At 55.7% G+C, this 24,406-nt stretch carries 20 protein-coding genes, 1 other RNA gene and 2 pseudogenes; 10 read left to right on the forward strand and 13 right to left on the reverse strand.

Annotation, left to right across the window (positions count from 1 at the left end):
* Positions 1 to 167: 167 nt before the first annotated feature.
* Together dnaK and grpE are read right to left on the reverse strand one after the other, a co-directional pair.
* Positions 168 to 2,084: a molecular chaperone DnaK gene (gene dnaK, locus AO240_RS10115; protein ID WP_099236415.1), complete on the reverse strand. Its 1,917-nt coding sequence runs from the start codon at positions 2,082 to 2,084 to the stop codon at positions 168 to 170.
* A gap of 104 nt (positions 2,085 to 2,188) precedes the next feature.
* Positions 2,189 to 2,749 carry a nucleotide exchange factor GrpE gene (grpE, locus tag AO240_RS10120; protein WP_058412561.1) on the reverse strand — a complete coding sequence of 187 codons (561 nt, stop codon included), beginning with the start codon at positions 2,747 to 2,749 and terminating at the stop codon, positions 2,189 to 2,191.
* Between the two features lie 253 nt (positions 2,750 to 3,002).
* On the opposite strand from grpE, the gene recN reads away from it, so the two are divergent.
* A complete protein-coding gene (gene recN, locus AO240_RS10125; RefSeq protein WP_099236416.1) occupies positions 3,003 to 4,676 on the forward strand; it encodes a DNA repair protein RecN in 1,674 nt (557 codons plus the stop codon).
* 84 nt (positions 4,677 to 4,760) lie between these two features.
* Here the strand turns inward: recN and fur are convergent, their stop codons facing one another.
* On the reverse strand, positions 4,761 to 5,165 hold the full coding sequence (fur, locus tag AO240_RS10130; RefSeq protein WP_024077449.1) for a ferric iron uptake transcriptional regulator: 405 nt from the start codon (positions 5,163 to 5,165) through the stop codon (positions 4,761 to 4,763).
* Between the two features lie 98 nt (positions 5,166 to 5,263).
* On the opposite strand from fur, the gene AO240_RS10135 reads away from it, so the two are divergent.
* The gene (locus AO240_RS10135) at positions 5,264 to 5,803 is read left to right on the forward strand and encodes an outer membrane protein assembly factor BamE (protein ID WP_099236417.1); all 540 of its coding nucleotides are present in this window, start codon (positions 5,264 to 5,266) and stop codon (positions 5,801 to 5,803) included.
* Positions 5,804 to 5,866: 63 nt separating this feature from the next.
* On the opposite strand, the gene AO240_RS10140 is transcribed toward AO240_RS10135, so the two are convergent.
* Together AO240_RS10140 and AO240_RS10145 are read right to left on the reverse strand one after the other, a co-directional pair.
* A complete protein-coding gene (locus AO240_RS10140) occupies positions 5,867 to 6,169 on the reverse strand; it encodes an RnfH family protein (protein WP_099236418.1) in 303 nt (100 codons plus the stop codon).
* Positions 6,162 to 6,596 (reverse strand): type II toxin-antitoxin system RatA family toxin, encoded by a 435-nt coding sequence (locus tag AO240_RS10145; RefSeq protein WP_099236419.1) that lies wholly within the window; start codon positions 6,594 to 6,596, stop codon positions 6,162 to 6,164. The genes AO240_RS10140 and AO240_RS10145 overlap by 8 nt, the downstream gene beginning before the upstream one ends.
* A gap of 168 nt (positions 6,597 to 6,764) precedes the next feature.
* Between AO240_RS10145 and smpB the strand changes: the two genes are divergently transcribed.
* The 5 genes from smpB (at position 6,765) to AO240_RS10170 (ending at position 11,450) form a co-directional block, all read left to right on the forward strand.
* A complete protein-coding gene (gene smpB / locus AO240_RS10150; protein WP_003235073.1) occupies positions 6,765 to 7,247 on the forward strand; it encodes an SsrA-binding protein SmpB in 483 nt (160 codons plus the stop codon).
* A 78-nt stretch (positions 7,248 to 7,325) separates the two neighbouring features.
* Positions 7,326 to 10,172, forward strand: coding sequence for an FAD-binding and (Fe-S)-binding domain-containing protein (locus tag AO240_RS10155; RefSeq protein WP_099236420.1), 2,847 nt, complete (start codon positions 7,326 to 7,328; stop codon positions 10,170 to 10,172).
* Between the two features lie 98 nt (positions 10,173 to 10,270).
* The gene (locus tag AO240_RS10160; RefSeq protein WP_099236421.1) at positions 10,271 to 10,549 is read left to right on the forward strand and encodes a hypothetical protein; all 279 of its coding nucleotides are present in this window, start codon (positions 10,271 to 10,273) and stop codon (positions 10,547 to 10,549) included.
* A gap of 103 nt (positions 10,550 to 10,652) precedes the next feature.
* Positions 10,653 to 11,049, forward strand: a transfer-messenger RNA (tmRNA) gene (gene ssrA, locus AO240_RS10165).
* Between the two features lie 122 nt (positions 11,050 to 11,171).
* Positions 11,172 to 11,450 carry a hypothetical protein gene (locus AO240_RS10170; RefSeq protein ID WP_099236422.1) on the forward strand — a complete coding sequence of 93 codons (279 nt, stop codon included), beginning with the start codon at positions 11,172 to 11,174 and terminating at the stop codon, positions 11,448 to 11,450.
* A gap of 668 nt (positions 11,451 to 12,118) precedes the next feature.
* Here the strand turns inward: AO240_RS10170 and AO240_RS29295 are convergent.
* The 3 genes and pseudogenes from AO240_RS29295 to AO240_RS10180 form a co-directional block, all read right to left on the reverse strand.
* Positions 12,119 to 12,982 carry a methyl-accepting chemotaxis protein gene (locus AO240_RS29295; protein WP_371918617.1) on the reverse strand — a complete coding sequence of 288 codons (864 nt, stop codon included), beginning with the start codon at positions 12,980 to 12,982 and terminating at the stop codon, positions 12,119 to 12,121.
* A pseudogene (locus tag AO240_RS29300) lies at positions 12,977 to 13,750 on the reverse strand (CHASE3 domain-containing protein); the annotation flags it as partial. The gene AO240_RS29295 and the pseudogene AO240_RS29300, both read right to left, overlap by 6 nt.
* A gap of 265 nt (positions 13,751 to 14,015) precedes the next feature.
* Positions 14,016 to 14,576 (reverse strand): annotated as a pseudogene (locus tag AO240_RS10180) (transposase); the annotation flags it as partial.
* 365 nt (positions 14,577 to 14,941) lie between these two features.
* Here AO240_RS10180 and AO240_RS29305 point away from each other — a divergent pair.
* Positions 14,942 to 15,997 carry an aspartyl protease family protein gene (locus AO240_RS29305; protein ID WP_371918618.1) on the forward strand — a complete coding sequence of 352 codons (1,056 nt, stop codon included), beginning with the start codon at positions 14,942 to 14,944 and terminating at the stop codon, positions 15,995 to 15,997.
* 177 nt (positions 15,998 to 16,174) lie between these two features.
* Here AO240_RS29305 and AO240_RS10190 read toward each other — a convergent pair whose 3' ends face one another.
* Together AO240_RS10190 and AO240_RS10195 are read right to left on the reverse strand one after the other, a co-directional pair.
* Positions 16,175 to 17,371: an FAD-dependent monooxygenase gene (locus tag AO240_RS10190; RefSeq protein ID WP_099236425.1), complete on the reverse strand. Its 1,197-nt coding sequence runs from the start codon at positions 17,369 to 17,371 to the stop codon at positions 16,175 to 16,177.
* Between the two features lie 70 nt (positions 17,372 to 17,441).
* Complete coding sequence (locus tag AO240_RS10195) at positions 17,442 to 17,921, reverse strand: MarR family winged helix-turn-helix transcriptional regulator (protein WP_218244383.1); 480 nt, start codon at positions 17,919 to 17,921, stop codon at positions 17,442 to 17,444.
* A gap of 261 nt (positions 17,922 to 18,182) precedes the next feature.
* Here AO240_RS10195 and AO240_RS10200 point away from each other — a divergent pair, with 261 nt between their 5' ends.
* On the forward strand, positions 18,183 to 18,647 hold the full coding sequence (locus tag AO240_RS10200) for a hypothetical protein (RefSeq protein WP_099236426.1): 465 nt from the start codon (positions 18,183 to 18,185) through the stop codon (positions 18,645 to 18,647).
* A 233-nt stretch (positions 18,648 to 18,880) separates the two neighbouring features.
* Here the strand turns inward: AO240_RS10200 and AO240_RS10205 are convergent, their stop codons facing one another.
* The 3 genes from AO240_RS10205 to AO240_RS10215 form a co-directional block, all read right to left on the reverse strand.
* Positions 18,881 to 19,390 carry a hypothetical protein gene (locus AO240_RS10205; RefSeq protein WP_099236427.1) on the reverse strand — a complete coding sequence of 170 codons (510 nt, stop codon included), beginning with the start codon at positions 19,388 to 19,390 and terminating at the stop codon, positions 18,881 to 18,883.
* Positions 19,391 to 19,700: 310 nt separating this feature from the next.
* Positions 19,701 to 22,832 carry a hypothetical protein gene (locus AO240_RS28925; RefSeq protein WP_099236428.1) on the reverse strand — a complete coding sequence of 1,044 codons (3,132 nt, stop codon included), beginning with the start codon at positions 22,830 to 22,832 and terminating at the stop codon, positions 19,701 to 19,703.
* Positions 22,832 to 24,070 (reverse strand): hypothetical protein, encoded by a 1,239-nt coding sequence (locus AO240_RS10215; RefSeq protein WP_099236429.1) that lies wholly within the window; start codon positions 24,068 to 24,070, stop codon positions 22,832 to 22,834. Before AO240_RS10215 ends, AO240_RS28925 begins: the two co-directional genes overlap by 1 nt.
* On the opposite strand from AO240_RS10215, the gene AO240_RS10220 reads away from it, so the two are divergent.
* Positions 24,035 to 24,406 (forward strand): hypothetical protein, encoded by a 372-nt coding sequence (locus AO240_RS10220; protein ID WP_099236430.1) that lies wholly within the window; start codon positions 24,035 to 24,037, stop codon positions 24,404 to 24,406. The genes AO240_RS10215 and AO240_RS10220 overlap by 36 nt on opposite strands.

Below are 24,406 nucleotides of genomic sequence, written 5' to 3' on the forward strand. Positions count from 1 at the left end.
GACTGTCGCCAAGGAAGCAGGAGCATTCCCGATCACACCGCCAACACACGAACGCTGTCGCATGTTGTAAAAATTCGCATACCCCAGACACGCCAACGCGGGAGCAAGCTCCCGCGCGGCGACATCCTACCAGTCACCGCTTGATAGCGGTCAACCGGGCGACCAACTTACTTCTGGTCTTTGACTTCTTCGAACTCGGCATCCACAACATCGTCGTGCTTGGCTTCAGGCTCTGCGTGTTGCGCAGCACCGTCTGCCGGCTGGCCTTGCTCGGCGTACATTTTCTGAGCGACCGGTGCGGAGACTTTCGACAGCTCCTCAACCTTGGCTTCGATGGCAGCCTTGTCGTCGCCTTTAACAGCGGCTTCCAGGGCGACCACGGCGGCCTCAATGGCAACCTTCTCTTCTGCGGTCACTTTGTCGCCAGCATCAGCGATCATTTTGCGCGTCGAGTGCACCAGTGCGTCACCCTGGTTACGGGCAGCGGCCAGCTCTTCGAACTTGCGATCTTCTTCGGAGTTGGCTTCAGCATCACGAATCATCTGCTGAATTTCTTCCTCGGACAGGCCGGAGTTGGCCTTGATCACGATCGACTGAGTTTTGCCGGTGGCCTTGTCTTTGGCGCCTACGTGCAGAATGCCGTTGGCGTCGATGTCGAAGGTCACTTCAATTTGTGGCACGCCACGCGGTGCTGGTGGAATCTCTGCCAGGTCGAACTTGCCCAAGGACTTGTTCTGGCCTGCTTGCTTACGCTCACCTTGCAGCACGTGAATGGTCACAGCGCCCTGGTTGTCGTCAGCGGTCGAGAACACCTGAGATTTCTTGGTAGGAATCGTGGTGTTTTTCTCGATCAGCGCAGTCATCACGCCACCCATGGTTTCGATACCCAGGGTCAGCGGGCTGACGTCCAGCAGCAGCACGTCTTTAACGTCGCCGGCCAGTACAGCGCCCTGGATAGCAGCACCCATGGCAACCGCTTCGTCCGGGTTCACGTCTTTACGCGCTTCTTTACCGAAGAACTCGGTTACCAACTTCTGAACCAGTGGCATACGGGTCTGACCGCCGACCAGGATCACGTCGTTGATCGCGCCAACGTCGATACCGGAGTCTTTCAGCGCGATGCGGCAAGGCTCGATGGTGCGTTGAACCAGGTCTTCAACCAGCGCTTCCAGCTTGGCGCGCGAGATTTTCACGTTCAAGTGCTTTGGACCGGTAGCGTCTGCAGTGATGTACGGCAGGTTCACGTCGGTCGACTGAGCAGACGACAGCTCGATCTTGGCTTTTTCAGCGGCTTCTTTCAGGCGCTGCATGGCCAGCGGGTCACCTTTAAGGTTCATGCCGCTTTCTTTCTTGAATTCGTCAACGAGGTAGTCGATCAGACGAATGTCGAAGTCTTCGCCACCCAGGAAGGTGTCACCGTTGGTGGCCAGCACTTCAAACTGGTGCTCGCCATCCACTTCAGCGATCTCGATGACCGAGACGTCGAACGTACCGCCACCCAGGTCATAAACGATCACAGTGTGGTCGCCCTTGGCCTTGTCCATGCCGTAAGCCAGCGCAGCTGCGGTAGGTTCGTTGATGATCCGTTTTACGTCCAGGCCCGCGATGCGGCCGGCGTCTTTGGTCGCCTGGCGCTGGCTGTCGTTGAAGTAGGCAGGAACGGTAATCACCGCTTCAGTCACTGCTTCACCGAGGTAGTCTTCAGCGGTCTTCTTCATCTTTTTCAAGATTTCAGCCGAGATTTGCGGCGGCGACATTTTCTGGCCGTTTACTTCAACCCAGGCGTCACCGTTGTCAGCCTTGGAGATTTTGTAAGGGACCATCTTGATGTCTTTTTGCACGACTTCTTCGTCGAACTTGCGACCGATCAGACGCTTCACCGCATACAGGGTGTTATTTGGGTTGGTCACAGCCTGACGCTTGGCAGACTGGCCAACCAGAATTTCGCCGTCGTTGGCGTAAGCCACGATGGACGGGGTGGTGCGTGCACCTTCGGCGTTCTCGATAACTTTCGATTTGCCATTTTCCATAACGGAGACGCAGGAGTTGGTGGTCCCCAGGTCGATACCGATAATTTTGCCCATGTTTTTTACTCTCCCGAAACTTGAATTTGGTTGCCGCAGCAGTGGTGGCTAACTGCGGTAGCACTTAAACGCTTGACTTATAGATGGGGCCGTTGCGACTGATTTCAAGCCTGCTCATCAATAGAAGGTGCAACAGGTGCAGGAGCCTTGCTCACTACCACCATTGCCGGGCGCAGCAAGCGACCGTTGAGCTGATAACCCTTCTGGAACACCTTCAAAACACTGTTGGGCTCCAGGTCGTGGCTTTCTTGCATAGCCATTGCCTGGTGATGCTCAGCGTTGAACGGTTCGCCGCCTTGCGGATCAATCGCTTCCAACTGATAACGCTTCAGGGTGTCCTGGAACATTTTCAGGGTCAGCTCAATCCCTTCACGCATTGGGCGGATGTTTTCGTCATCCGCGTTGGACAACTCAAGGCCACGTTCCAGGCTGTCAATGATCGGCAGCAGGTCGGAGGCGAATTTTTCCAGCGCGAATTTGTGCGCTTTCTCGACGTCCTGCTCGGCACGGCGACGGACGTTCTGCAGATCGGCGGCAACACGCAAAGATTGATCCTGCGCAGCGGCCAATTGCTCTTCGAGCACTTGCACACGGGTCGCCAGCTCATCGCCGACAGCCGAATTGGCGTCCGGAGTTTGCGTATCCTGCGTCTGTTCGTCAGCCATAGATCTCTCCTTTCAAATCATGCGCGAACTCAACTCGCGCTTCTGTTCCGGTATATGGGGCCACAATTTCCAGGTTCAAGGGCGCAGGCGTTACCAAAAGTCTTTCTGCCGGCTTGGGTCAATTCCTGCGCGGTCATTCTTTATTGCGCTAACAAACCCGCTCGTTCAAGCAAATCGAGCTAAGCGCCAGGATTGTCAGCCCGGAACAAAACACTGTATAAATAACCAGACCTAACACCTGGGAGCGGCCGCCATGCTCGTGCACCTGTCTGTACACAACTACGCCATCGTTGAACATCTGGACCTCGAACTGGATCGCGGGATGAGCGTAATCACAGGCGAAACCGGCGCCGGCAAGTCGATCATGATCGACGCTCTGGGCCTCACCCTCGGCGATCGCGCCGACAGCGGCGTAGTGCGCCCCGGTGCGGACAAGGCCGATATCCTCGCCACCTTTGACCTGGCAGACATTCCCGAGGCCGAAGCCTGGCTGGCCGAGCGCGACCTTAATAATGAAGGCCCGTGCATCCTGCGCCGAGTCATCACGGCGGAAGGGCGTTCACGCGGCTATATCAACGGCACGCCCTGCCCACTTGGCGACTTGAAAGCGCTGGGCGAATTGCTGATCGACATCCACAGCCAGCATGAGCATCAGTCCCTGCTGAAAACCGACACCCATCGCCGCTTGCTCGATGAATATGCCGGCGCCACCGATCTGGCCCGCCAGGTGCAACTGGCTGCCCAGCGCTGGCGCCAGACCCGGCAAGAGCTGGAGCGGCTCTCGAATTCCGGTGACGAGCAGCGCGCTCGCCATCAATTGCTCAGCTATCAACTTGAAGAGCTGGAAAGCCTCGGCCTTGGTGAAACCGAGCTGGAGCAGTTGGAGCAGGAACACAAGAACCTCACCAACGCCGAGACCCTGCTGGGCATTTGCCGCCAAGTGGTAGAGCAATGCAGCGAGAGCGATTCGGGCAACGTGCTTAACGCGCTGACGGCCAGCCTGCATCGCCTGGCCAGCGTGAACAATTCTTCTGGTTCGCTGAGCGAAGCCACGACGCTGCTGACCAGCGCGCAGATCCAGGTTGAAGAAGCCGTGGGCGAGCTGAATCGCTTCCTCGATCACTTTGATGCCGACCCGGCCCGCCTGCAGGAAATAGAAGAACGCCTTGACACCATTTACACGCTGGCGCGCAAACATCGCATCCAACCCACCGAAGTGGCGACGATGCAGCAAAAATTGCTGGATGAAATCGAAACCCTTAATGCCAACGACGAATCCATCGAGCGACTGGCCGACGAACTCGCCTCTTTTGCCCGGCATTACCAAGAAAAGGCCCGCGAACTGAGCGAACTGCGCCAGCAAGCGGCAACCAGCCTCGCCGGCGCTGTGGAGCTGGAAATTCAGCGTTTGGGCATGCCCGGCGGGCGCTTCACTATCGAACTGCACGCCAACACCAGCAATGAGCTGCAACCCCACGGTTTGGAACAGGTTGAACTGCTGGTCAGCGCCAACCCTGGCCAGCCGCTCAAAGCGCTGGCGAAAGTAGCGTCGGGTGGCGAGCTGTCACGAATCAGTCTGGCCATCCAGGTGATTACCGCGCAGACCTCCCGTGTACCGACATTGGTATTCGACGAGGTGGACGTGGGTATTGGCGGGCCAACCGCAGAGATCGTCGGGCAGTTGTTGCGTCGGCTGGGTGATCGCGGGCAAGTGCTTACCGTCACCCACTTGCCGCAGGTGGCAGCTCAAGGGCATCAACATCTGTTCGTTCACAAGGTGCGCGGCAGCGATGCCACACACACCGCCGTGTCCAAGCTGAACAAGTCGGAGCGTGTTGAAGAAGTGGCGCGGATGCTGGGGGGGATCGACCTGACCAAGGAGTCCTTGGCCCACGCGAAAAAAATGGTCGTTGCAGCGAAAGCTTAAACCGACAATTTCTTCTATTCAGAAAGCACGAAGGCGACCTTAAGGTCGCCTTCGATCATTGTGCAGAGCGAATCTGCAGCGTTTTTACTTTTTCTTACGGATGTACAGCACCAGATTATGGTCGACTAAATCGAAGCCATGCTCTTCGGCAATTGCCTTCTGAAGCTTCTCGATTTCCGGGCTGGTGAACTCGATAACCTCATTGGTATCCAGGTCCACCATGTGGTCGTGATGACCACCGTCCGCCAATTCGAACACCGCGTGACCGCCGTCGAAATTATGGCGAACCACCAGCCCAGCGGCTTCAAACTGGGTCAGTACACGGTAAACCGTGGCCAGGCCAACGTCCTCGTTAGACTCCATCAGCGCCTTGTAAACATCTTCGGCACTCATGTGGCGCTGCTCAGCAGAATCGAGCATTTGTAGAATCTTGACTCGTGGCAGAGTCACTTTAAGACCGGCTTTGCGTAGTTCGCTATTTTCAACCATGGTTAGCTTTCTCGCGGATGCTGCTTCGCAGCTTCTCTTAATACGGGTATGATCGGCGTTTACGTTGTCCCAGCCAAGATAGTGGAAGTCGCCCACCGATGCAAAACACCAAGCTCTTGCTAACCAGTTTCACCTTTGTGGGACTGCTCGCACTCGCCGGTTGTTCATTCCCCGGGGTTTACAAAATCGACATCCAGCAGGGCAATGTCGTCACGCAGGATATGATAGACCAGTTACGCCCCGGAATGACCCGACGGCAAGTACGGTTTATCATGGGTAACCCCCTGCTGACCGACACTTTCCATGCCGATCGCTGGGATTATCTCTACAGCATCCAGCCTGGTGGCGGTGAACGCCAACAGGAGCGTGTCAGCGTCATTTTCAATGGCAATGACCAGCTTGTCAGCCTGTCCGGTGACTTCATGCCCGGTGTAAGCCGCGATGAAGCCTTGCTGGGCAAGGATAACGGCGGCAACGTAACTGCACCTGCGCCCGCGCCGGTACAGGAAACCGAGCAGCAGAAGTCCGAAGTGCCGGCCAAGCCAGGTTCCTTGCTGGATCAAATCCAGAAGGACGTCGACGGCGTACAAACCGTTCCGGTGCCGTCGCCACAGCCTCTGGACACCAGCCCGCAGTAAGTTTGCGACGCTCGATAAAAAGCCCGGCATGCCGGGCTTTTTGTTGCCTGCAGATTGGCAGGCTTATGCGTTTTGTTGCTTGGCCAACGCCGCCTTGGCCGCGCGCAGCCTGCGCACTTCTTTAGGGTCTACGAGCAAGGGTCGGTAAATCTCGATCCGATCCCCCGGCTGCACAGCGCGCACATCCGCGTCCGCAACCACTTTGCCGAATATGCCCAAAGGGCAATCGGCCAACACCAATTGCGGGAATTGCTCGGCAATGCCCGACGCCTGCGCGGCCGCCCTCAGGCTTGTGCCCGGCGGCACCGTTAGCGCCAACATGACTTGACGATCCTCGGCGGCGTACACCACTTCCACCTCAACCATGCAGTTGCTTGGCCCGCTGGCAAAACGCATCCACCAACGTATTGGCCGCCTGGTTAAATAGAGGGCCCAATGTTGCCCGCACAATCGGACCGGCGTAATCAAACGACAGGTCCAGGCTTATCTTGCAGGCCTTGTCCGTCAGCGCCTTGAATACCCACACCCCATGCAGCTGGGTAAACGGCCCTTCTTGCAGGTTCATTTCAATCGATTGCCCAGGCACCAAAATATTGCGCGTTACAAAGTGCTGGCTGAGACCCGCCTTGGCGACCCCCACACTGGCAACCATATGCTCATCACTGCCCTCCAGCACTTCGGCGGTAGAGCACCAAGGCAGAAATTCCGGGTAACGCGCCACGTCGTTGACCAGGTCATAAAGCGCCTGCGCCGGATAAGGCAGTAAGGCCGAACGTTGAATATGCGTCGTCATGTGAGCGTTATTTCCACATCTGGGCGGCAAACATCGCGAAAGAACAGCCCCATCCGCGAGAGAAAAAAACCAAAGAACTGCCGGTATTGTCCGGGATTCATCCAACACGCTCAAGCACGCAGGTTGACCGTAGCCGACACGCTCGCAACTCCCTATAATGCCGCCCCTATGGCTAAACAAAAGAAACACCCCACAGGGACCATCGCGCAAAATAAAAAGGCGCGACACGATTACTTCATCGAACATCGTTTCGAGGCTGGTCTGGTCCTGGCCGGCTGGGAAGTAAAGAGTCTGCGCGCCAGCAAGCTGCAACTGGTCGACAGCTACGTATTGCTCAAAGATGGCGAGGCATGGCTGCTTGGCAGTCATATTACCCCGCTGACCACCGCGAGCACCCACGTGATTGCCGACCCGGTGCGCACGCGCAAGTTATTGCTCAACGCGCGCGAACTCGAAAAGCTCGCCGCGGCCGTACAGCAGAAAGGCTATGCCTGCATCTGCCTGTCCTGGTACTGGAGCAAGCACTTGGTCAAGTGCGAGATTGCACTGGGCAAAGGTAAAAAGGAATACGACAAGCGTGATACCGAACGCGAGCGCGACTCCAACCGTGAGTTGCATCGCGCCGTACGCAACAAGGGCAAGGAAGACTAGCCCTTGTGATGCTGTGGCCTTGGGCGACCTGCCCCGGGCTACAGGCTTCCAGCCGCGCTGAACCTCTGCGGAGGAGCCATGAGCCTGCCTGCTGCTTTCCTCAGCGACGTCGCACAGCTGATCCCGAAGGATCGGCGTTTCGATGACCCGCTTTCCACTCTCGCATTCGGCACCGACGCCAGCTTTTACCGACTGATCCCACAGTGTGTCATTCGCGTGGAATCGGAACACGAAGTCGTAACGCTGTTGCAACTGGCTCAACGTGACCACGTGCCCGTGACCTTCCGCGCTGCCGGCACCAGCTTGTCCGGCCAAGCCATCAGCGACTCGGTACTGATAGTGCTCGGTGACCACTGGAACGGCCGCGAGATTCGCGGGCAAGGCGCTCAGATCCGCCTGCAACCCGGTGTAATAGGCGCCCAAGCCAACGCCTGGCTCGCGCCGTTCGGGCGCAAGATAGGGCCGGACCCCGCGTCGATCAATGCCTGCAAAATCGGCGGCATCGTCGCCAACAATGCCAGCGGCATGTGTTGCGGTACCGCGCAAAACACCTATCACACCCTGGCAGGCATGCGCCTGGTACTCGCTGATGGCAGCTGCGTAGACACCGAAGACGCGGACAGCGTCAGCGCATTTCGCAAACAGCATGGCAAGTTGCTTGAGCGCCTGGCGACCATGGGCCGCGAAACACGCGAAAACGCTGAATTAGCCGCAAAAATTCGGCACAAGTATCGTCTGAAAAATACCACCGGCTTGTCACTCAATGCCTTTGTGGACTTCGATGAGCCACTGGATATTCTCAGCCACCTGTTAGTGGGCTCCGAAGGCACCCTGGGTTTTATCAGCGCAGTGACCTACAACACGGTGATTGATCACCCGAACAAAGCGTCGGCGCTGATTGTGTTTCCAGATGTAGAGACCTGCTGCAACGCGGTCACTGTGTTGAAAACCCAAGCGGTCTCGGCCGTTGAGTTGCTGGACCGGCGCAGCATGCGCTCGGTGCAGAACAAACCGGGCATGCCCGCTTTCGTACAGCACCTATCGGAAAAAGCCTGCGCACTGCTGATCGAATCCCGCGCCGCGTCGCCTGCTTTGCTGCAGGCGCAACGGGCGCAAATCATGGCTTCGCTGGCGACCTTCCCGGTGGAAAAACAGGTCGACTTCACCGAGGACCCGCTGGAAAACGCCCGCCTGTGGGCGATCCGCAAAGACACCTTCCCTGCCGTCGGCGCCGTGCGCAAAACCGGTACCACAGTGATCATCGAAGACGTGACCTTCCCGGTCGAACAACTGGCGATCGGCGTGAACCGGCTGATCGAGCTGTTCGACAAACATCACTATGACGAGGCAATCCTTTTCGGACATGCTCTGGAAGGCAATCTGCATTTCGTGTTCACCCAAGGCTTTAACAGCAGCGAAGAAATCGCACGTTATCAAGCGTTCATGGACGACGTGGCGCAACTGGTGGCCGTGGAGTTCGGCGGCTCGCTGAAAGCCGAACACGGCACTGGCCGCAATATGGCGCCTTTTGTCGAGCTGGAATGGGGCAGCGACGCGTATCAACTGATGTGGCAGCTCAAGCGCCTGCTCGACCCCAACGCTATTCTCAACCCCGACGTGGTGCTCAGCCAAGACCCGCACATTCACCTCAAGCACCTCAAACCGCTGCCCGCAGCCGACGAGCTTGTGGATAAGTGCATCGAATGTGGTTTCTGCGAGCCGGTATGCCCCTCCAAAGGCCTGACATTGAGCCCACGCCAACGCATCGTAATCTGGCGCGACATTCAGGCGAAGAAGCGTGCGGGCGTCGACACCACCGAGCTGGAAGCGGCCTACCACTATCAAGGCATCGACACCTGCGCTGCCACCGGCTTATGCGCCCAACGCTGCCCTGTAGGGATTAATACCGGCGACCTGGTGAAAAAGCTGCGCGCACGCGATGCCGACCGTACGAAAACCGCCGATTGGCTGGCCAGCCATTTCGCCACCGCCATGCAAGGCGCGCGCTTTACCCTGCATGTCGCCAATGGCGCGCGCATGCTCTTGGGCGCCCCGCGCCTGGCGAAGCTGTCAGCCACGCTGACCAGGCTGTCCAAGGGGCAAATCCCGCAATGGACCAGCGCCATGCCGCAGCCGGAAAAAGCCATTCGCTTCAGCCCAACGCCGACAGACGAGCGACCGCGCGTCGTGTATTTGGCGGCTTGCGTCTCACGCGCCATGGGCCCGGCAGCCGGCGATAACGAGCAGATGTCGCTGTACGACAAAACCCGTGGCCTGCTGGAAAAGGCCGGTTACCACATTGTGCTCCCCGACAACCTCGACAGCCTGTGCTGCGGCCAGCCCTTCGCCTCCAAAGGCTACGCCGAGCAGGCCGAACACAAGCGCCAGGAACTGCTTGGCGCACTGCTGCATGCCAGCCGTGGCGGCCTCGACCCAATCTACTGCGACACCAGCCCGTGCACCCTGCGGCTTGTGCAAGACCTCGGCGAAACGCGCCTCGACCTCTATGACCCGGTGCGTTTTATCCGCACCCACCTGATGCAGCGCCTCGACTTCACGCCCCAGGAAGCGCCCATCGCCGTTCACGTCACCTGCAGCACCCAACATTTGGGCGAAAGCCAGGCGCTGATCGACCTCGTGCGACGCTGCGCGAAAACCGTGATCGTCCCCGAAGGCATTCACTGCTGCGGCTTCGCCGGCGACAAAGGCTTTACCACGCCGCAACTCAACGCCCACGCCCTGCGCTCACTCAAAGGCGCCGTGCAATTTTGCAGCGAAGGCATCTCCACCAGCCGTACCTGCGAGATTGGCCTGAGCCAGCATGGCGGCATCGATTACCACGGGCTGGTGTACCTGGTGGACCGGGTAACCCAAGCCCGACGCATTAAACCTGCAAAAAAACAGAACCCCTGCGCGCCAGCGTAGTCATCTGCATAGGCCTCGGCGAACGAGGCTCATAGTGATGTCGCTGGCAGCACCTGAACGCCAGCAGCGTCGAGCCCTATTTCGCAAGGAGATACCCTATGAAGCGTTCCGCTCTTGCTGGCTTGTTCATTACCGCTGCCATGCTGGCCTCACCTGCTTTTGCAGCCGCTGACAAAGATCTGTGCCAGATCAACCTGGACAAAATCAACAACGGTAAAGCCCTGCTCGCCACCGACACCAGTGGCAAAAGTGGCGAAATCGACACAGCGGTCTCCCAAGCCAAAGCCGCGCACGCAGCTGGCGATGACAAGAAATGCATCGAGATCACCGCCAAAGCCCTTCAAGATATGCAGAACAGCGAGAAAGGCGGCCAATAAGCCAGCCTGGGCTCACGGCCAACCTTCGGGTTGGCCTTCTGTGACCGTATGGCGTACACTGCACAGGCTTGTCACTCACTATGAAACAACGAGTTACAAGCACGGGGCCGTTTAGGATTCGACGCCGGTCGCGAAACTTTAGGTGCATGCCGAGTTGGTAACAGAACTCGTAAATCCACTGTTGCAACTTCTTATAGTTGCCAATGACGAAAACTACGGCCAGGAATTCGCTATCGCTGCGTAAGCAGCCTTAGACCTGAGCTTCTGGTACCTTCGGGTCCAGCAATCACCAGGGGATGTCTGTAAACCCAAAGTGATTGTCATATAGAACAGAATCGCCGTGCAGTACGTTGTGGACGAAGCGGCTAAAACTTACACAACTCGCCCAAAGCACCCTGCCCTTCGGGTCGCTGAGGGTTAACTTAATAGAAACGGCTACGCATGTAGTACCGACAGCGGAGTACTGGCGGACGGGGGTTCAAATCCCCCCGGCTCCACCAAATAAGCTATACAAATCAGGCACTTAGCGGATATCGCAAGTGCCTTTTTTGTGCCTGAATGGGTGGTTTTGGCTCGGTTATGCCAGCTTAATGACAGCATTCATTTTTATGAGGGAGTTCAAATGACAAGGATTTTCCAGCACCACGAAAACGTCTACAAGGCCGCAGACTCGGTTCAGAGGCACGGCTACGCTGCTATTGAGGGAACCCTGTCCTCTGCAGTCCCATACTGTAAACGGGTGATCCATGTGCTTTCCGTCTATAAGGAGGTTCTCGCGAGGATGTCCTACCTCAATGTTCCAAAACAAGGGTATTTGTACTTCGTCTACGACGGCAGCAAATTTACCTTGGCAGAGGTTGAGCCCCTAATTCTGGCGGTGGATCTGCGGAGTTCATTTTGACTGACGCGCCCCTAATGCAGCAGTATGGGCCGGAGAAGGTCGCACGCCGCTTACTGCTTGGCTTACAGCGATTCACTGTCTAAAAATGGCCAAAGAGATAGCGCCTGTTTCGCCCAATGAAACAGAGATAGGGAGAGTTATTTTTAGACACTGAAACAATCCGTCCGAGAATGTCAGGTGAAACCTTTTTCATTAAATGCAAAATCAACCCATGGAAGCGATTCGTAACCGTCCGGCCCAGTCGCTCACAGAATCCCTGCATTAAGGGCGATGGTCTCAGCGCATTTTTAATGCGGACGCGATCATCCATTATCGCCAGGATTGCCATGCGTCAACGAAACTCTTATCCCAGGCCATTTTAGGTCCAGATCGTCCACGAATTCCTGAATCGTGGGGCGACGACTTCTAGTCGTAGCCATTCATAACGGCATCAACGCCAATGTGATCAGCAAGTGGCTACCGACATCAAGATCAATCGTCTACAACTTAGCCAGCTTTCGTTCCGGTTATAAATCCCCCCCCCGATAGGCAGCGACTCTATTGAGGGAAAGATTGTAGAGCAGGTGTGTGTTACCGTTCTGAATGAGATCGGAGTTTTACGATTCTCGTACCGCGACCAAAAGCACCGCGTTGCTTGCAGATACCTTTTGTGCAGCCGCCTTAAATCCTCAGAGTTTAAACTGAGCCACTTGCTTTTCTAGCATCAGCGCCAACTGCTCAATAGCTTTTGCATTTCGGGCGGTTTCCGAGATGCCATGGCTGCTGGTCTGGGCCATTTGAGCGATGCGCTCGACGCTGCAAGCGACGTCCTGGCTCGCCGCGCTTTGTTCGTTGAGTGCTACTGAGATCTGATCAACGACGTTGACGATCTGGGTTGCTCCGCCACGAATCTGGTCTATGGCGGTGTTCGCAGAATTCGCGAGTTGCACCCCGTTATTGACCTGCTCCACGCCCACTTCCATTTGCTTGACTGCATCTTTGGCGCTGATCTGAATCTTTTGGATCATCTCGCCGATTTCGTACGTCGACTTGCCAGTACGTTGTGCAAGTAGTCGTACCTCGTCGGCGACGACTGCGAAGCCGCGACCCTGATCGCCGGCGCGCGCAGCTTCAATGGCTGCGTTCAGCGCCAGGAGGTTAGTCTGCTCCGCGATTGCGCTGATCACGTTAACAATGGACGTGATTTGCTGAATGTCCACACCCAGTTCCGCAATCTGCTGAGCAGAATACTGCACCGTACCGGCAATAAGATTCATGCTCTGCAGCGTGTTTTGAATGACTGCGCCACCTTCGATCGAGTGTTTCCCGGATGCGGAGGAGATTACATGTGCCTCGCTTGCGCTTGCGGCTACGTGACTGATGCTGACTGTTAGCTCTTCAACAGTGGCAGCTATTGAAGACGCTGACTGAGACTGATCCGCTGCAGCGGAAGATAACTCAACGGATGCATGCGATATCTGAGTGGCAGAACTTAGCAGCTTTTCAGCGCCATCCTTTATCGCAGCAATCATGGTGCGAAGCCGTATTTGCATCTCATTGAATGCTTCGAGCAGCTTGCCGATCTCATCGTTGCCGACGTTTTCGATTTTTATGTCAAGACGTCCAGCAGCGATATTTTTAGCAGCATTGATCGCTAGATTAAGACGTTTTCGGATTAACGATGACAGGCTGAAGGCTACCGCCAGCGCCGCCAAGGCTGCAAACAAGCCACCGACGAGCATGCTCAGGTTGGCAAAGCTCGCCGCGTCTGTTAGTACCTGGGCACGTCCAGAAAGAAGCTTTTGCTCATCCTGTTGCAGGTCGGCAATCAACTTGCGCATGCCATCCATCTTGGCTTTGTCTTGGCGATCCTTGATGCGTTTGACGACATCATCGATGGTCGCTTTTCCCGCAACCATTGATCTGCGCAACGCCACCGTGCCTTCGATATCTTCGCCAAACCATTTCTGCTGAATCACCTTGAGCTCAGCCAATCGCTGCTGCTGAGCTGGGTTATCGGACGTGAGCTTTACAAGCTCTCCATGGACCTGACCGAAATTGTTTTTGCCGGCAATGAGCGGTGCCAGAAAGTCATCGTCGCCACTCAGAGCAAAGCCCCGCATACCCGTCTCGATATTGGTCAGGCTGATAAGGAGTTTGTTACTTGCCTCCAACACTGTGTACGTGTGAATGTTCCAATTAGTAGCTTCGTCGATTTTGCTGAAAGCATCACGAACCACTGCAACCATGATGCAAATAATCAAAATGATTAAGCCAAAGCCGAGGCTTAACTTTTGAGAAATCGTGAATCTCGAAAACATGGGATGGCCTGCATGATTAGGTAAACGCGCAATCACGTTATCGTGAAATTCACGCAAAGCTTGAGCAACGCTTTTGAATTAGTTTTGCCTCACCACACCCTTCGTCCCCCCCAAGTTCGCAGCACTGGTTGCAGTGGATCGTGAGATTCGAAGAGGCCAACGCCTGTTCAAAAAGAAATCATCAATATTGAGCGCTCTCATTTCAGTCCGATTGAGCGGGGAGAGGCAGGTATGGACTCGTTATTCTGGGGACGGTCGCCGGGATTAGCCCGGCAAGGCCAAAGATTTTCTCTCGGCGATACAGCGGCAGATGGTCGGCGAACGTGGCCACCATGATGTGGGCCAGCAGGTCCGCTGTCGGAATGCCTTTGTCGATGACGTGCGCGAGTACCGGCGCCTGGATCAGCGTTTCGCACTGTTCCTAGGCACACTTTCCACGGATGTGGCGCTCGACGGCGAACATGCCGGGCGTGTAGTCGAGCTTTGCGCTGGGATCTCCGCCGATGCGCTTGAGGGCGTAAGTACACTGGCAGTTGCTGTTGTCCGGCTCGTTAGGGATCAGCATGCGAGGAAACCATGGGGGCAGCGATGCGCACTTGGGTTGCTGGCGCATTTTGGGCTCGACAGGTGTCGGTTGCAGTACCTCAAGTTCGGCCTCGTTACCGGCGATACCCGCGTTGATCAAGGCGTCGAGCAGGTTGGCTTGATCGAGGCTCAATTCCGCGCTGCACTTTGCAAACCTGACGTGCATGAACAGTGCGATCTCGTGGGCCGGTTTCTCGTTGACCGACTTGTAATGCGCGATTTGCTTATCCATGGTCTCGATGCAGGACCTTCAAACACCTGCCGGATATCTGGATGGCGTTGATGCTGACCATCACCTTGCCCTGCCAGGTGCGCACGAGGTCTGCTTTTCGCTCGTGCTAGTCGACAAAAATAAGCCAACACACGCAGCTATGGCTATACAACAGGTCGACGCAGTGGATGGCTTCCCCGCTCAAAAAGTGAGGAAACCAAATATGTACTAGGCTCGGTTATTACACACCGGCTACATCAACACTCAATTTGCTGCGAAATATAAAAATCAAAGTCATTCAGTATTGGTTCAGCTAATGTTAAATCACTAGTGATATAAATCGCATTTAAGGGGCGACATACATGCATGTGCTCTATTCTTAGGTATCGGCGATGATGAAGAAAAAAGTGGCGAAGGGTAGTCTTCTGTTGGCTTTGGTCTTGGGTAATGTGTGGGCAGCGAATGCTCAGCCCCCGCTCGTCAACGTTGACACAAACACATTCGGTCAACGAAGTGTGGTGCCCATTCATGAAGTACTGATCGGACCTAAGAAGGTCCCCAGATATACAATCAATGTCATTGTAAATGGTCAACCGATACAGGCGGGATTAGATACTGGATCTACAGGATTGCGTTTACTACCTCGAGCGGTCGAACGAGCGGGAGTATCACCTTCTGGAGTGGATGATACTTACGGGTACGGAAGTGGGGTCACGTTAATCGGTCCGAACACGCTCGCATCAGTTCAGATAGGTAGTTCGAAAAAAGAAATATCCCTACAGGCCGTTCGGATGACAGGATGCCGCGGAGGAGGCATCGACTGCCCAGCGGGTAAACTCACCCCTTCTCAATATGGGCTAATGGGATCGGGGTATCCGGGTCAAGGGTTTCCCGCGATCGTAGGCATTCGCTTCGGATCAAAGCTCGCTCCCAACCCGTTAGTAAAACTTGGAGTAGATAGCTGGATAGTGCACATACCTCAGCGTGGCGAAGGTGATGGCTTCCTCATTCTCAACCCCGACTCACATGACATTAAGGATTTTGTACCATTGCTGTCGAAAAGTAATCCTACGGGCTCGGCTGATGGCTGCATAAAAGTAGCGCGCTTGGAGGCTCAGGAAATATGTAGCGCGATACTCTGGGATACCGGTGCACCAGCTATAACTGTACGCAATGCCGAACGTCCGAGAGCTTGGCAGCCCGGAGCACCAGTTGAGATGCGATTTACCTCGGCGTCCGGGGCTCCGCTGCCATCAATAGAATTTCGGGCAGGAGATCCTGAGCGTAGGGGTAGGGCAAATTTTTCCCCTGCACCCAATCGCCCTGGAGTACAAATCTCAGCGGGGCTGTTGCCATATTATTCTTATGACGTGTTATACAATGCGAAGACAGGAGGAATGGCGGTTCGTGCTAACACTGCAAATCATGACTTTCCTTCTTCGAGAAAGTAAGTGTAATCAAATTTAATTGGCATGGGCCTCAACCTCTACTATGAGGCCCATACTTTTAAATTTAGGATGCTTAGCTATTAAATTTTTCTTAACCTAACTAGCGGTCCCTCGACTAAACTTTAAAAACTTATAAAGTACAAAACCTGCAAGGAAAGCTGCAAAGCTAAATTTAACATATTAATCTATGCTTTTTAATGCATATATTGGAATATCGATTTTTTCTGAATTCCGAAGCAGAAGACTGGAGAATATCTTACGCAATATTGGTTTTCCTGCGATGCGGATAAGCTCTCTGAGCAATTTAAGACCGATACGAGAATGAGGCCAAAGCATACGAGGCAGAATTTTAGGAACGCCTTGTCCTTCTCTTACAAACGGGCGCATGACGCGCTCGTAAGAGGCCAATGCAGACGGAAGATCGTCCGTTTTTGATAACTCTCCTGCCAATACATAGCCGCCGACTATAGCTAGCGTGGTGCCGATGCCAGACAAAGGCGTAACGCACCATGCAGAATCACCTGTAAGGACGACACGATTGTGATGCCAGCGGCGCATTCTGACCTGTCGAAGAACATCAAAATAGAAATTATCAGTCTTATTCATACCCTCAAGAATGCGTGGAAAATGCCATCCTGCATCGGAAAATTTCTCTTGCAGAAACTCTTTTTGCCGCTCTACAGACCACTCATTCTCGCCTTCAGACTTTCTCTGCATCCCCATGTATACATGTACGCTATTTTCGCGGCCAGGTTTTAACGTCGCTCCGATTCCACCTACCGTATTGTACTGACGCGCGAACACACCATCGACGGAAGTCTTGGGTATTGCGAAATAGGCAAGAGTCATGTCCATCCACTTCGGGTTGTTCTCTCCTGGAAAAATCAATTCGCGAGTGGATGATCCTACACCCTCCGCCACAATCACAGCATCGTATAGAGCACTCGGGCGATTCTGGAAGTGCACGGTGATGCCGTGTGCATCTTGCTCAAGTGCCGTGATAGTCTCATTGAATAAATAGGTTGATCTGTTACTCGCAGGCTCATAGATCAATCGAGCAATGTCGCCACGCATTATTTCCAACTCTGCTGTTGGACCGTCCCCAACTTCATCTACTGTGAAGCGCGCGATTGGGTTGTCATGTTCGTCTACCCAATCAGTTCCCACCTCAGAGGTGCGAAGATCTAAAGCCGCGCGCTCAAGCCCCATCATTCGCAGTACATCTCGACCTGCTCCTCGGACATCAACGTTTTGGCCTGCATCACGAAATGCGGGAGCCTTTTCAATTACAGTAACGTCAAAGCCGTATCGGGAAAGCCACCAAGCTGTGGTATTGCCAGCGACGCTTGCCCCGCTGATGAGGATTTTTTTACGCATGCAGATTCTCCTGTGATCCGCACACAATATCACGCATGATATAAAATAACATCACGCGTGATTTAATATATCAGGCTTCTAAATTTGCGATAAATCTCTGGAGTAAAGCCACCAAGGTCGCTGTTTCCTCAGGCGTGAATCCATTCATGCCCTGTGCGTTAGTATCAAGCAAAACCTGCCGTCCTAGCGCTGCAGTATCCCTACCGCGTGATGTGATGCTTACAAGCGCAGCACGCTTATTTGTCGCTACAACCTCCCTCTCAACCAAGCCGGCCGCTTCTAGCTTATCTAGAGTCGCAACCATGGCAGGTTGTTTTACCGCAGATGCTTTCACAAGATCGCGCTGAAGCATAGGGCCGCGCCAAGATAGCCACAGCAATGGGCCGATTAAAGTGAGCGATGTCCCGCGTGATCTTAACGTTGCCTCTACCGCGCGATGAAATACGCGCTCTGCGTGCTTGGCGAGATAGCTGGGAGCAACAGCCGCGTCGGGATGAATATCTTTTTCATTTTTCATGACATCATTTTGTCCGAAATTGATGGCTATCACTAGCCAGATGCCATGTGAATCCGACGTGCACGCGAACCGTTTGATTATCTCCAGCCGTTAAGCCAGCTTCGCAGCTCATTGGGGTCCTCATCATCCTTGCCGAAAATGTCCTCCTGCTGAGAGGCGACGTGCCCCTAGCAAGTCTTGGGACCACCGTAGTCCGTGCTACCTCTACAATCCGGCTAAAGCAACACGCATCGCAGTGCCACTTCCTCTAAGATGCGGCCTATTAAAGGCATCACCACAGAGCGAGCTATAGACATGAAGAAAACATTTAATTCGGGTGTGGCACTGTTGCTAAGTGTAGCAACCTCGGTGATGGCGGCGGACGCTCCTTCGAACTTCATCGGTAATTGGCGGGTAGCCGGAGTCGCCGTGTCCGCCAACGGCGTACAGGCGCTCGGTGACAACGATCCAAGTCTGATGGGCAAGCGCCTTACCTTTACGCCACAGCGCCTGGCGTGGGATCAGCCCACGGCTACAAACGACGCGTGCGCGGAGCCTACCTTGGATCGCTTGCAAGCCATGCCGCCGGCAGAACTGCAACCACAATTGCGCCAGCTTGGCATGCGACACCCTGTAGCCTATATGCTGCGCTGCGGGTCGGGGACCTGGGGGCCTGGTGACCAAATGACAGTCTACCTAGGCGCAGCTGGCGCCGTGGCGATGCCATGGTACGACGGTGGCGTTCTAAAGCTGGTTAAATTACCCCCACCCAAAGATTGAAGTGTCATAGGGGTAAGTAGTGAGTTTGCGTGACAGGCGTCGGTCCGCTGCCGAGCAAATCGCGGAAGAACTCTGACAGCTAACTGAGAAACTTAAGCGGTACTCAGTCGGCAAAGCCGTCTGAAATATCAAAATCCATGGTCCTGACCTCATTAAGCAGCTCGAAAATAAACTTCTCGTAACACGGCCTGCATGACACGCTGGCCAAATTCTTGTCCGGCGTGTCAGTCAGTTTAGGCTACTTCGATAATCGGCTGGCCCTGATCTCCCTCGTGGGCTGGGTCGACCTGCTGCTCGCCCGAGTTTTTACCCTGTTCGGCCTCGGCTTTTTCCTTGGCCAGAAGCTGCATTTCAGCTTGGTGCTGAATCTGGCGCCAGCGCGAGATCTGCCGGTCAACGGCCTGATCGTAATCCAAGGCAGACATTTTGTGTTGCGGGAAGTCTTGCACCGCATCCCACGCGGCCTGATCGAGGCGCAACACGTCGCGGTGCATGGTGTAGCGAAGCTGGTCGTGCAGAATGGATTGAATGAATCTTGGGTAAACATCAGGCGCCGTATCCGCCGGCAGGCCGATCAGCTTCATTGAGGCGTCAAATGCTGCCGCCTTTGCGGTAAGCGGGGTTTGGACATCCTGAAGCGTTCGGCAATTCTGGACCGACTGGTCCACCATCGCGCGCAGCGATATACAGTCGATCTGAGCCCCTTTGAGCCTTTCACTGCTGTCGTTTAGCAGCTTGGCCATGGTCTCGTAAACGTGTAGCACAGCCTTGCTCGCAGCCTTCGCTACGGTTGAGCCGCACGCCGGGCATGCGCGGTCCTGGCGTTGTTCCTCTGAGCCGAACCAGCCGCAACTGCACAAGCAAAGCGCCTGGCCGTCCAACTGAAGTGGATTCAGCGCGCGGATTGGCTCTCGCTCACCTGGTTGCAAGCGGTCTGGGTCGGTGAAAAGTGTCGAGTCTGGAGATTGTCCAGGCATCTGGAATACCTACTGGATGGGGCCTCACGGCCGGATTAAGTGGGGTGCGGCCCCTATACAAGCAGGCCGCTTTCAATCAACTGGCGAGCTGCTCCCGTTCCTGGATCAGCCTGGCCAGCTCCTGCTGTTTGCGCTCGGCACTCATTCCGCCGAGGCGCACCGCTGCCATTTTGGCGTTGATGGCCTTCACCGTTGGCTTCGAAGTCCCAGCCGCCACCGGCTTTGCGGTGTCACCAGCCTTGAGCCAGGCCTTGAACTCCGGCATTTTCATCTCGGTGACGTCGCCCACACTCCAGTCCTTATCGAAGTTCGACTTGTAGGCTTTGATCGCCGCCGCCTGGCTGGTGTAGCCCAGCATGACCTTGTGCTCATCAAACTTGCCTGAGCTTTGGTCTTTCTGGTCTACGACGAACACCCGCTGACTGAAAGGCTCAGGACCGACGTACACGTCAACCTGGTCGCCATCAGCACCGGTGGTGCGCTTGATGTAGCCGTAATGGTCGGACATGGAATGCGACCACTCCTTGCCGTTCCCATCGACGCCTTTGCGCTCAGAGCCGCGCGGGTTCTCGATGGCGATGTTCAGCCCCTGCAGCTTGATATGCCCTTTGCGATAGTTGCCAGCTTCCTTCTGGGCACTGCTAGGCTCAGGCAGATCGTTGTCCGGAGAAGTGGCAGCGCTCCGGGCGGCGAGGTCCAGCGCTTGGGCCGGCGGCAAAGCTGCTTGATCGTCACTGGCCTCCGGCAGCATGGCACCGGGCTTGGCGGCACTCTTGTCGCCATATTGCGCCGCCTGGTCCTCGTGCAGCTTTTCAGCGTACGCGCTCGCGCTCTCGGGATCTTTGAACATACCGAGATGCTTTCCGGTGCGCCGATAAGTCTGGATCGCCTCGTCGTCCGACATGATCCTGCCGTCATCGCTGACTGTCGGGATGAGCACCTCCTTGCCATCGATGCCGATCGACATTGACCGAACGGTGCTGATCGTTCCGTCAGCGTTCCTGACTGTGGGCCTGGCGTTCAGATCGATGTTTCCGGGAGTGAGCAGACCTTGCTGCTTTGGTCGACCCAACTCTGCTGGTTCGGGAATGTCGTTTTCCAGATTCTGCTGGTCCTTGGACGAGATTTCCGTCGACTCCGAGGATGGGATCTGAGCCTGACCCTGCACCTTGGGCAAAATTGGCTGACCTGCAGTAGCCGGAGGCCGGTCGACGGGTGCTGTTGCCACAGAATTATCGTCATCCCCTCCACCAGCTTGCATCGCCTGGAGGTAAGGTGAAAGGCGCACGGCCAGAGCCTGTGCAGCAGCAGATGAGGCGCCAGTGCTTGGATTTTCCGCAAGCCGAATCAAGGCGTTCCGAACAGGCGCGCTCTCGTACAGACGTGCGAAACCACCGATCGCGCCGGCAATGGGTATCGCCTTCAGCCCGGCCGCAGTCGCGGCAGCGAAACCGCCGATACTGTAGTTTTGCTGCCCAGTATTTGTCATCACGCCTGCCTGTCCTGCGCGCCGTGTCGAATCCAAAACCCGGCGCAACCCTTCAAGCTGTTGGCGATCAGCATCCCTGAAGAAGATATTGGCCTGGGCCGGCATCTTGTTCATGTTGTTAATAAAACGATCCGGAGATAGACCATCGGCGCCATGTGAATCTCTGAGAAGCTTTTGAATGATCGTCGCACGCGCAGCCTGCCTGCCTTCAGTATCGAGGCTCTGGAATAGGTTTCGCACCTCACTTGGCTTCCGACTGAAAAGCAAGCTCTCGGCCAGCTCAGGCGTGACATCTCCACGATCAAGCACTGACTTCATGCGTGACTTGCTTACTTTTCCGGCCTCTTCGCCGTAGATAGCATTCGCCTGACGAAGCTTGAGAACGTCTTGAACTGGCAGGTTCGCCTGCGCAACATCGCTCATGTCGTCATAAAGCGCCGACTGGAGGCGGGTCAGTAGTGCTTTCGCCCTAGTGGGCAACTGGCTCCTCGCGGCACCGTCGAAAGACTTAACGATGTCTCGCAATGCTGTGCGGTTCTCCCGGAGTGAGGAGTAGGTTTGCGGCGCCGCGTTGAGCGTCTGCATGAACTGCTGGATTTCGTTCGCCGCCTCCGGGCTTCCTACAATTCCCGGCCGGTTTAGCTCGGCAAGAGCATCATCCGCGGCTTGGGTCGTTCTGGCATACGGCACAACTCCTAACTGATCCAGCTGGGCCTCGTACCTGCCAATCCTGTTACCAGCAGCTTGACGCCGGCGGCCCACCCTTGCCTGAAGGCTTTCCATAATCTGATCAGCCCGGGGCTGCGGGTACTGATTATTGAGATCCTCAACCGCGGCTATCCGTGCTTCTCGCTGCGCTTGCCGCGCACCAGCCGTACCAGCGAACGGAATTCGCTCACCGGCTACCTGCGCGCTGCGCGACATGAACGTTTCAGGCGGAAATACATCTGAAGTCATCAATGGGATGTTGGTTTGCTCGGCTGCTCGAACAAGTTGAGCGTTTTCGCCCTGGGCAGGATTTCGCATTGCCCTGACTGCACGCCTACCAGCGTCCACAACACCGCCCGCGGCACTCGCTACAAACGGGGTTGCCGCGCCGAGCGCGCCAGCAATAGCAATATCGCCGCCGTCAAAATTACCGCCGGCATTTTCTTGCAGGCCCTCAAGCCCCGCCTGTGTAGCAGCGGAGCCCGCACCTAAAACCAATGCCTGACGACCCATGCCACCACCGGCCATTGCAGCCCCCCGCCCTGCTGGCGTGAATGCTGCACCAATACCTACAGCCTGCGCCACGTCGAGGCCAGTCAAGCCTGGCTTGTTAATCACTGCCTGTACACCGGTCTTGTTGTTTGCAGCGATCAGGTTGCCTTTCTCGTCCTGAGAAATTCCGATATAGGGAGAGCTGGACCGCAGCATTTTGGCAATTTCGCCAGTATCTGTGGTGGTCGGCAGCGCCGCAAACAATGCAGCTTGCTGCCCGGCTGGAATATCAAGACCTTTGAAAAGCCCTGAATTTTGCAATTCTGGAAGCTCTTTTGTTGCGCGGGTTTGCCGATCCTCACCTGTGAACAAATTCTTCACTGACTGGAAAAAACCACCTTCTTGAGGAGCTTCTTTTTCCGCGATAGGCGCAGACTCCCATGCGGATCTGGCAGGGCGGGTTTCTGGTTTCGCAACAGCAGCCGCTTGATGGAGCGGAGCATCTTCCCAAGCGGCCATTATGGTTTCACCCTTTGTTTTCCATTCGGATCGATGAAAACCGTGCCGGACGGTAGACGGTTGTAATCATCGTCGTTTGCGATACGAGGCGACGCAGGTTGTTCTTGCCGAGGCGCAGCTTGAGCTTTTGGCATTTTTTGCAAACCGCGCTGTTGATCCACCTGCGGAATGACCGTGCCAATGTCCAAAGGCTCCGCACGGGCGTTATGCCGGCGCTGCTGGATCATGTTGGTTTTCAGATCCATCGCTTTTTCGTTCAGGGCGCGGATTTCAGTCAGGCGTTGCTGCACGAGCGCGGGGTCGTTGATGTTGGTGATGAGCTCATTCCAGGCTCTCTGGGCGTCACCGTCCGTCTGCACGCCAGCGTTGAGCCGCAAACTGGCATTGCGCAGCTGCTCAAGCGTGGAGTTCAACGAACCGTAGTTCCGCGACTCCTCTGTGCTCATGCCCATAGCATTTCGAGCGGATGCGAGCGTGTTGCTGACCGGCCCGAGCTTGAGCTTCCCAGAAGATATCTGTTCGCCAACCTTCGAAAGCTGATCGTTCATGGTTGACGCAGCGGCGATGGCTTCCAGATCCTTGTCCTCGGCTTTTTGAACCGGGGCAGCAAGTGGCTTGCTCATCTGATCCTTCGGAGCCAATCCCATCTGCTGGCCATAGCGCAGCGCGGCCTGCCTGTTTTCAGGGGTATTGAATACGCCACTCAGGAGCTTGTAGCCGGACACACGGTCAACCAATTTCTCGATGGGAACCTCGAGCACTTCGTCGTCGGCATCATTTGTAGTACCGCGATTCTTCGTCATCGGGGCGGTGTATTTCTTCCCATCATCACCGGTAACTTCCAGCTCGAATACCACTGTACCCTCGGTCTGACCGGGCATTACCTGAACAATGCGCTTTTTGCCGCCGCCGCCCTTCTGGATATCGGGACCGAACACCCGGTTCACAGCATCCAGAGCTTCCGGGGCATTGGAGTTGAGTTCTCCGGTGAATACTTTGCCTGCGGTGGCCACGTCGCCTTGCATCGCGGGAGAAAGGACGTGCCGGGGGTCCATCCATGGGTTGCGCTTGAAGACTTCGAGGTCGTTGTCATCCAAGTCACCGCCTGCGGCGATTTTGGCATAAGCCGATTTCGCTGTGAGCGCATCCTGCTGTTGCATCTCCGCCTTGTCCTGCCGGCCGATCTGGCGGGTCAGCTGCTGTTGCTGAAGGTCGAGGCGCTGATCCTCGCGCTGCATCCTCGCAGCCGCCTGCCGTTGGCCAGCCACTTGAAGGCCGTAGGTTGCCTGGAATTGGCGATCTTGGCGCGCAGCGTTATCGGCATCGCGCTGGTGGAGGTACTGACGCTGGGCCTGGGTGTCAGTGTAGTTTCGCTGATCAGTTTCCCGTCGATATGCCAGATCGTCTTTGCGCAGGCCCATTTCCTGTTGCTGGATCTCGCGGCCATATTGGCGATCCTCTGCCTGTTGGGCGAGTTGAGCCTGCTGGAGTGCTCGCTGATCCTTCTGCGCGAGGAGATTGCTCACCAGGCCAAAACCCTGGGTGAAGCCATCCATCCCGCCACGGGTGTCTAA

The sequence above is a fragment of the Pseudomonas sp. ICMP 460 genome (assembly GCF_002723595.1).
Classification (GTDB): domain Bacteria; phylum Pseudomonadota; class Gammaproteobacteria; order Pseudomonadales; family Pseudomonadaceae; genus Aquipseudomonas; species Aquipseudomonas kitaguniensis.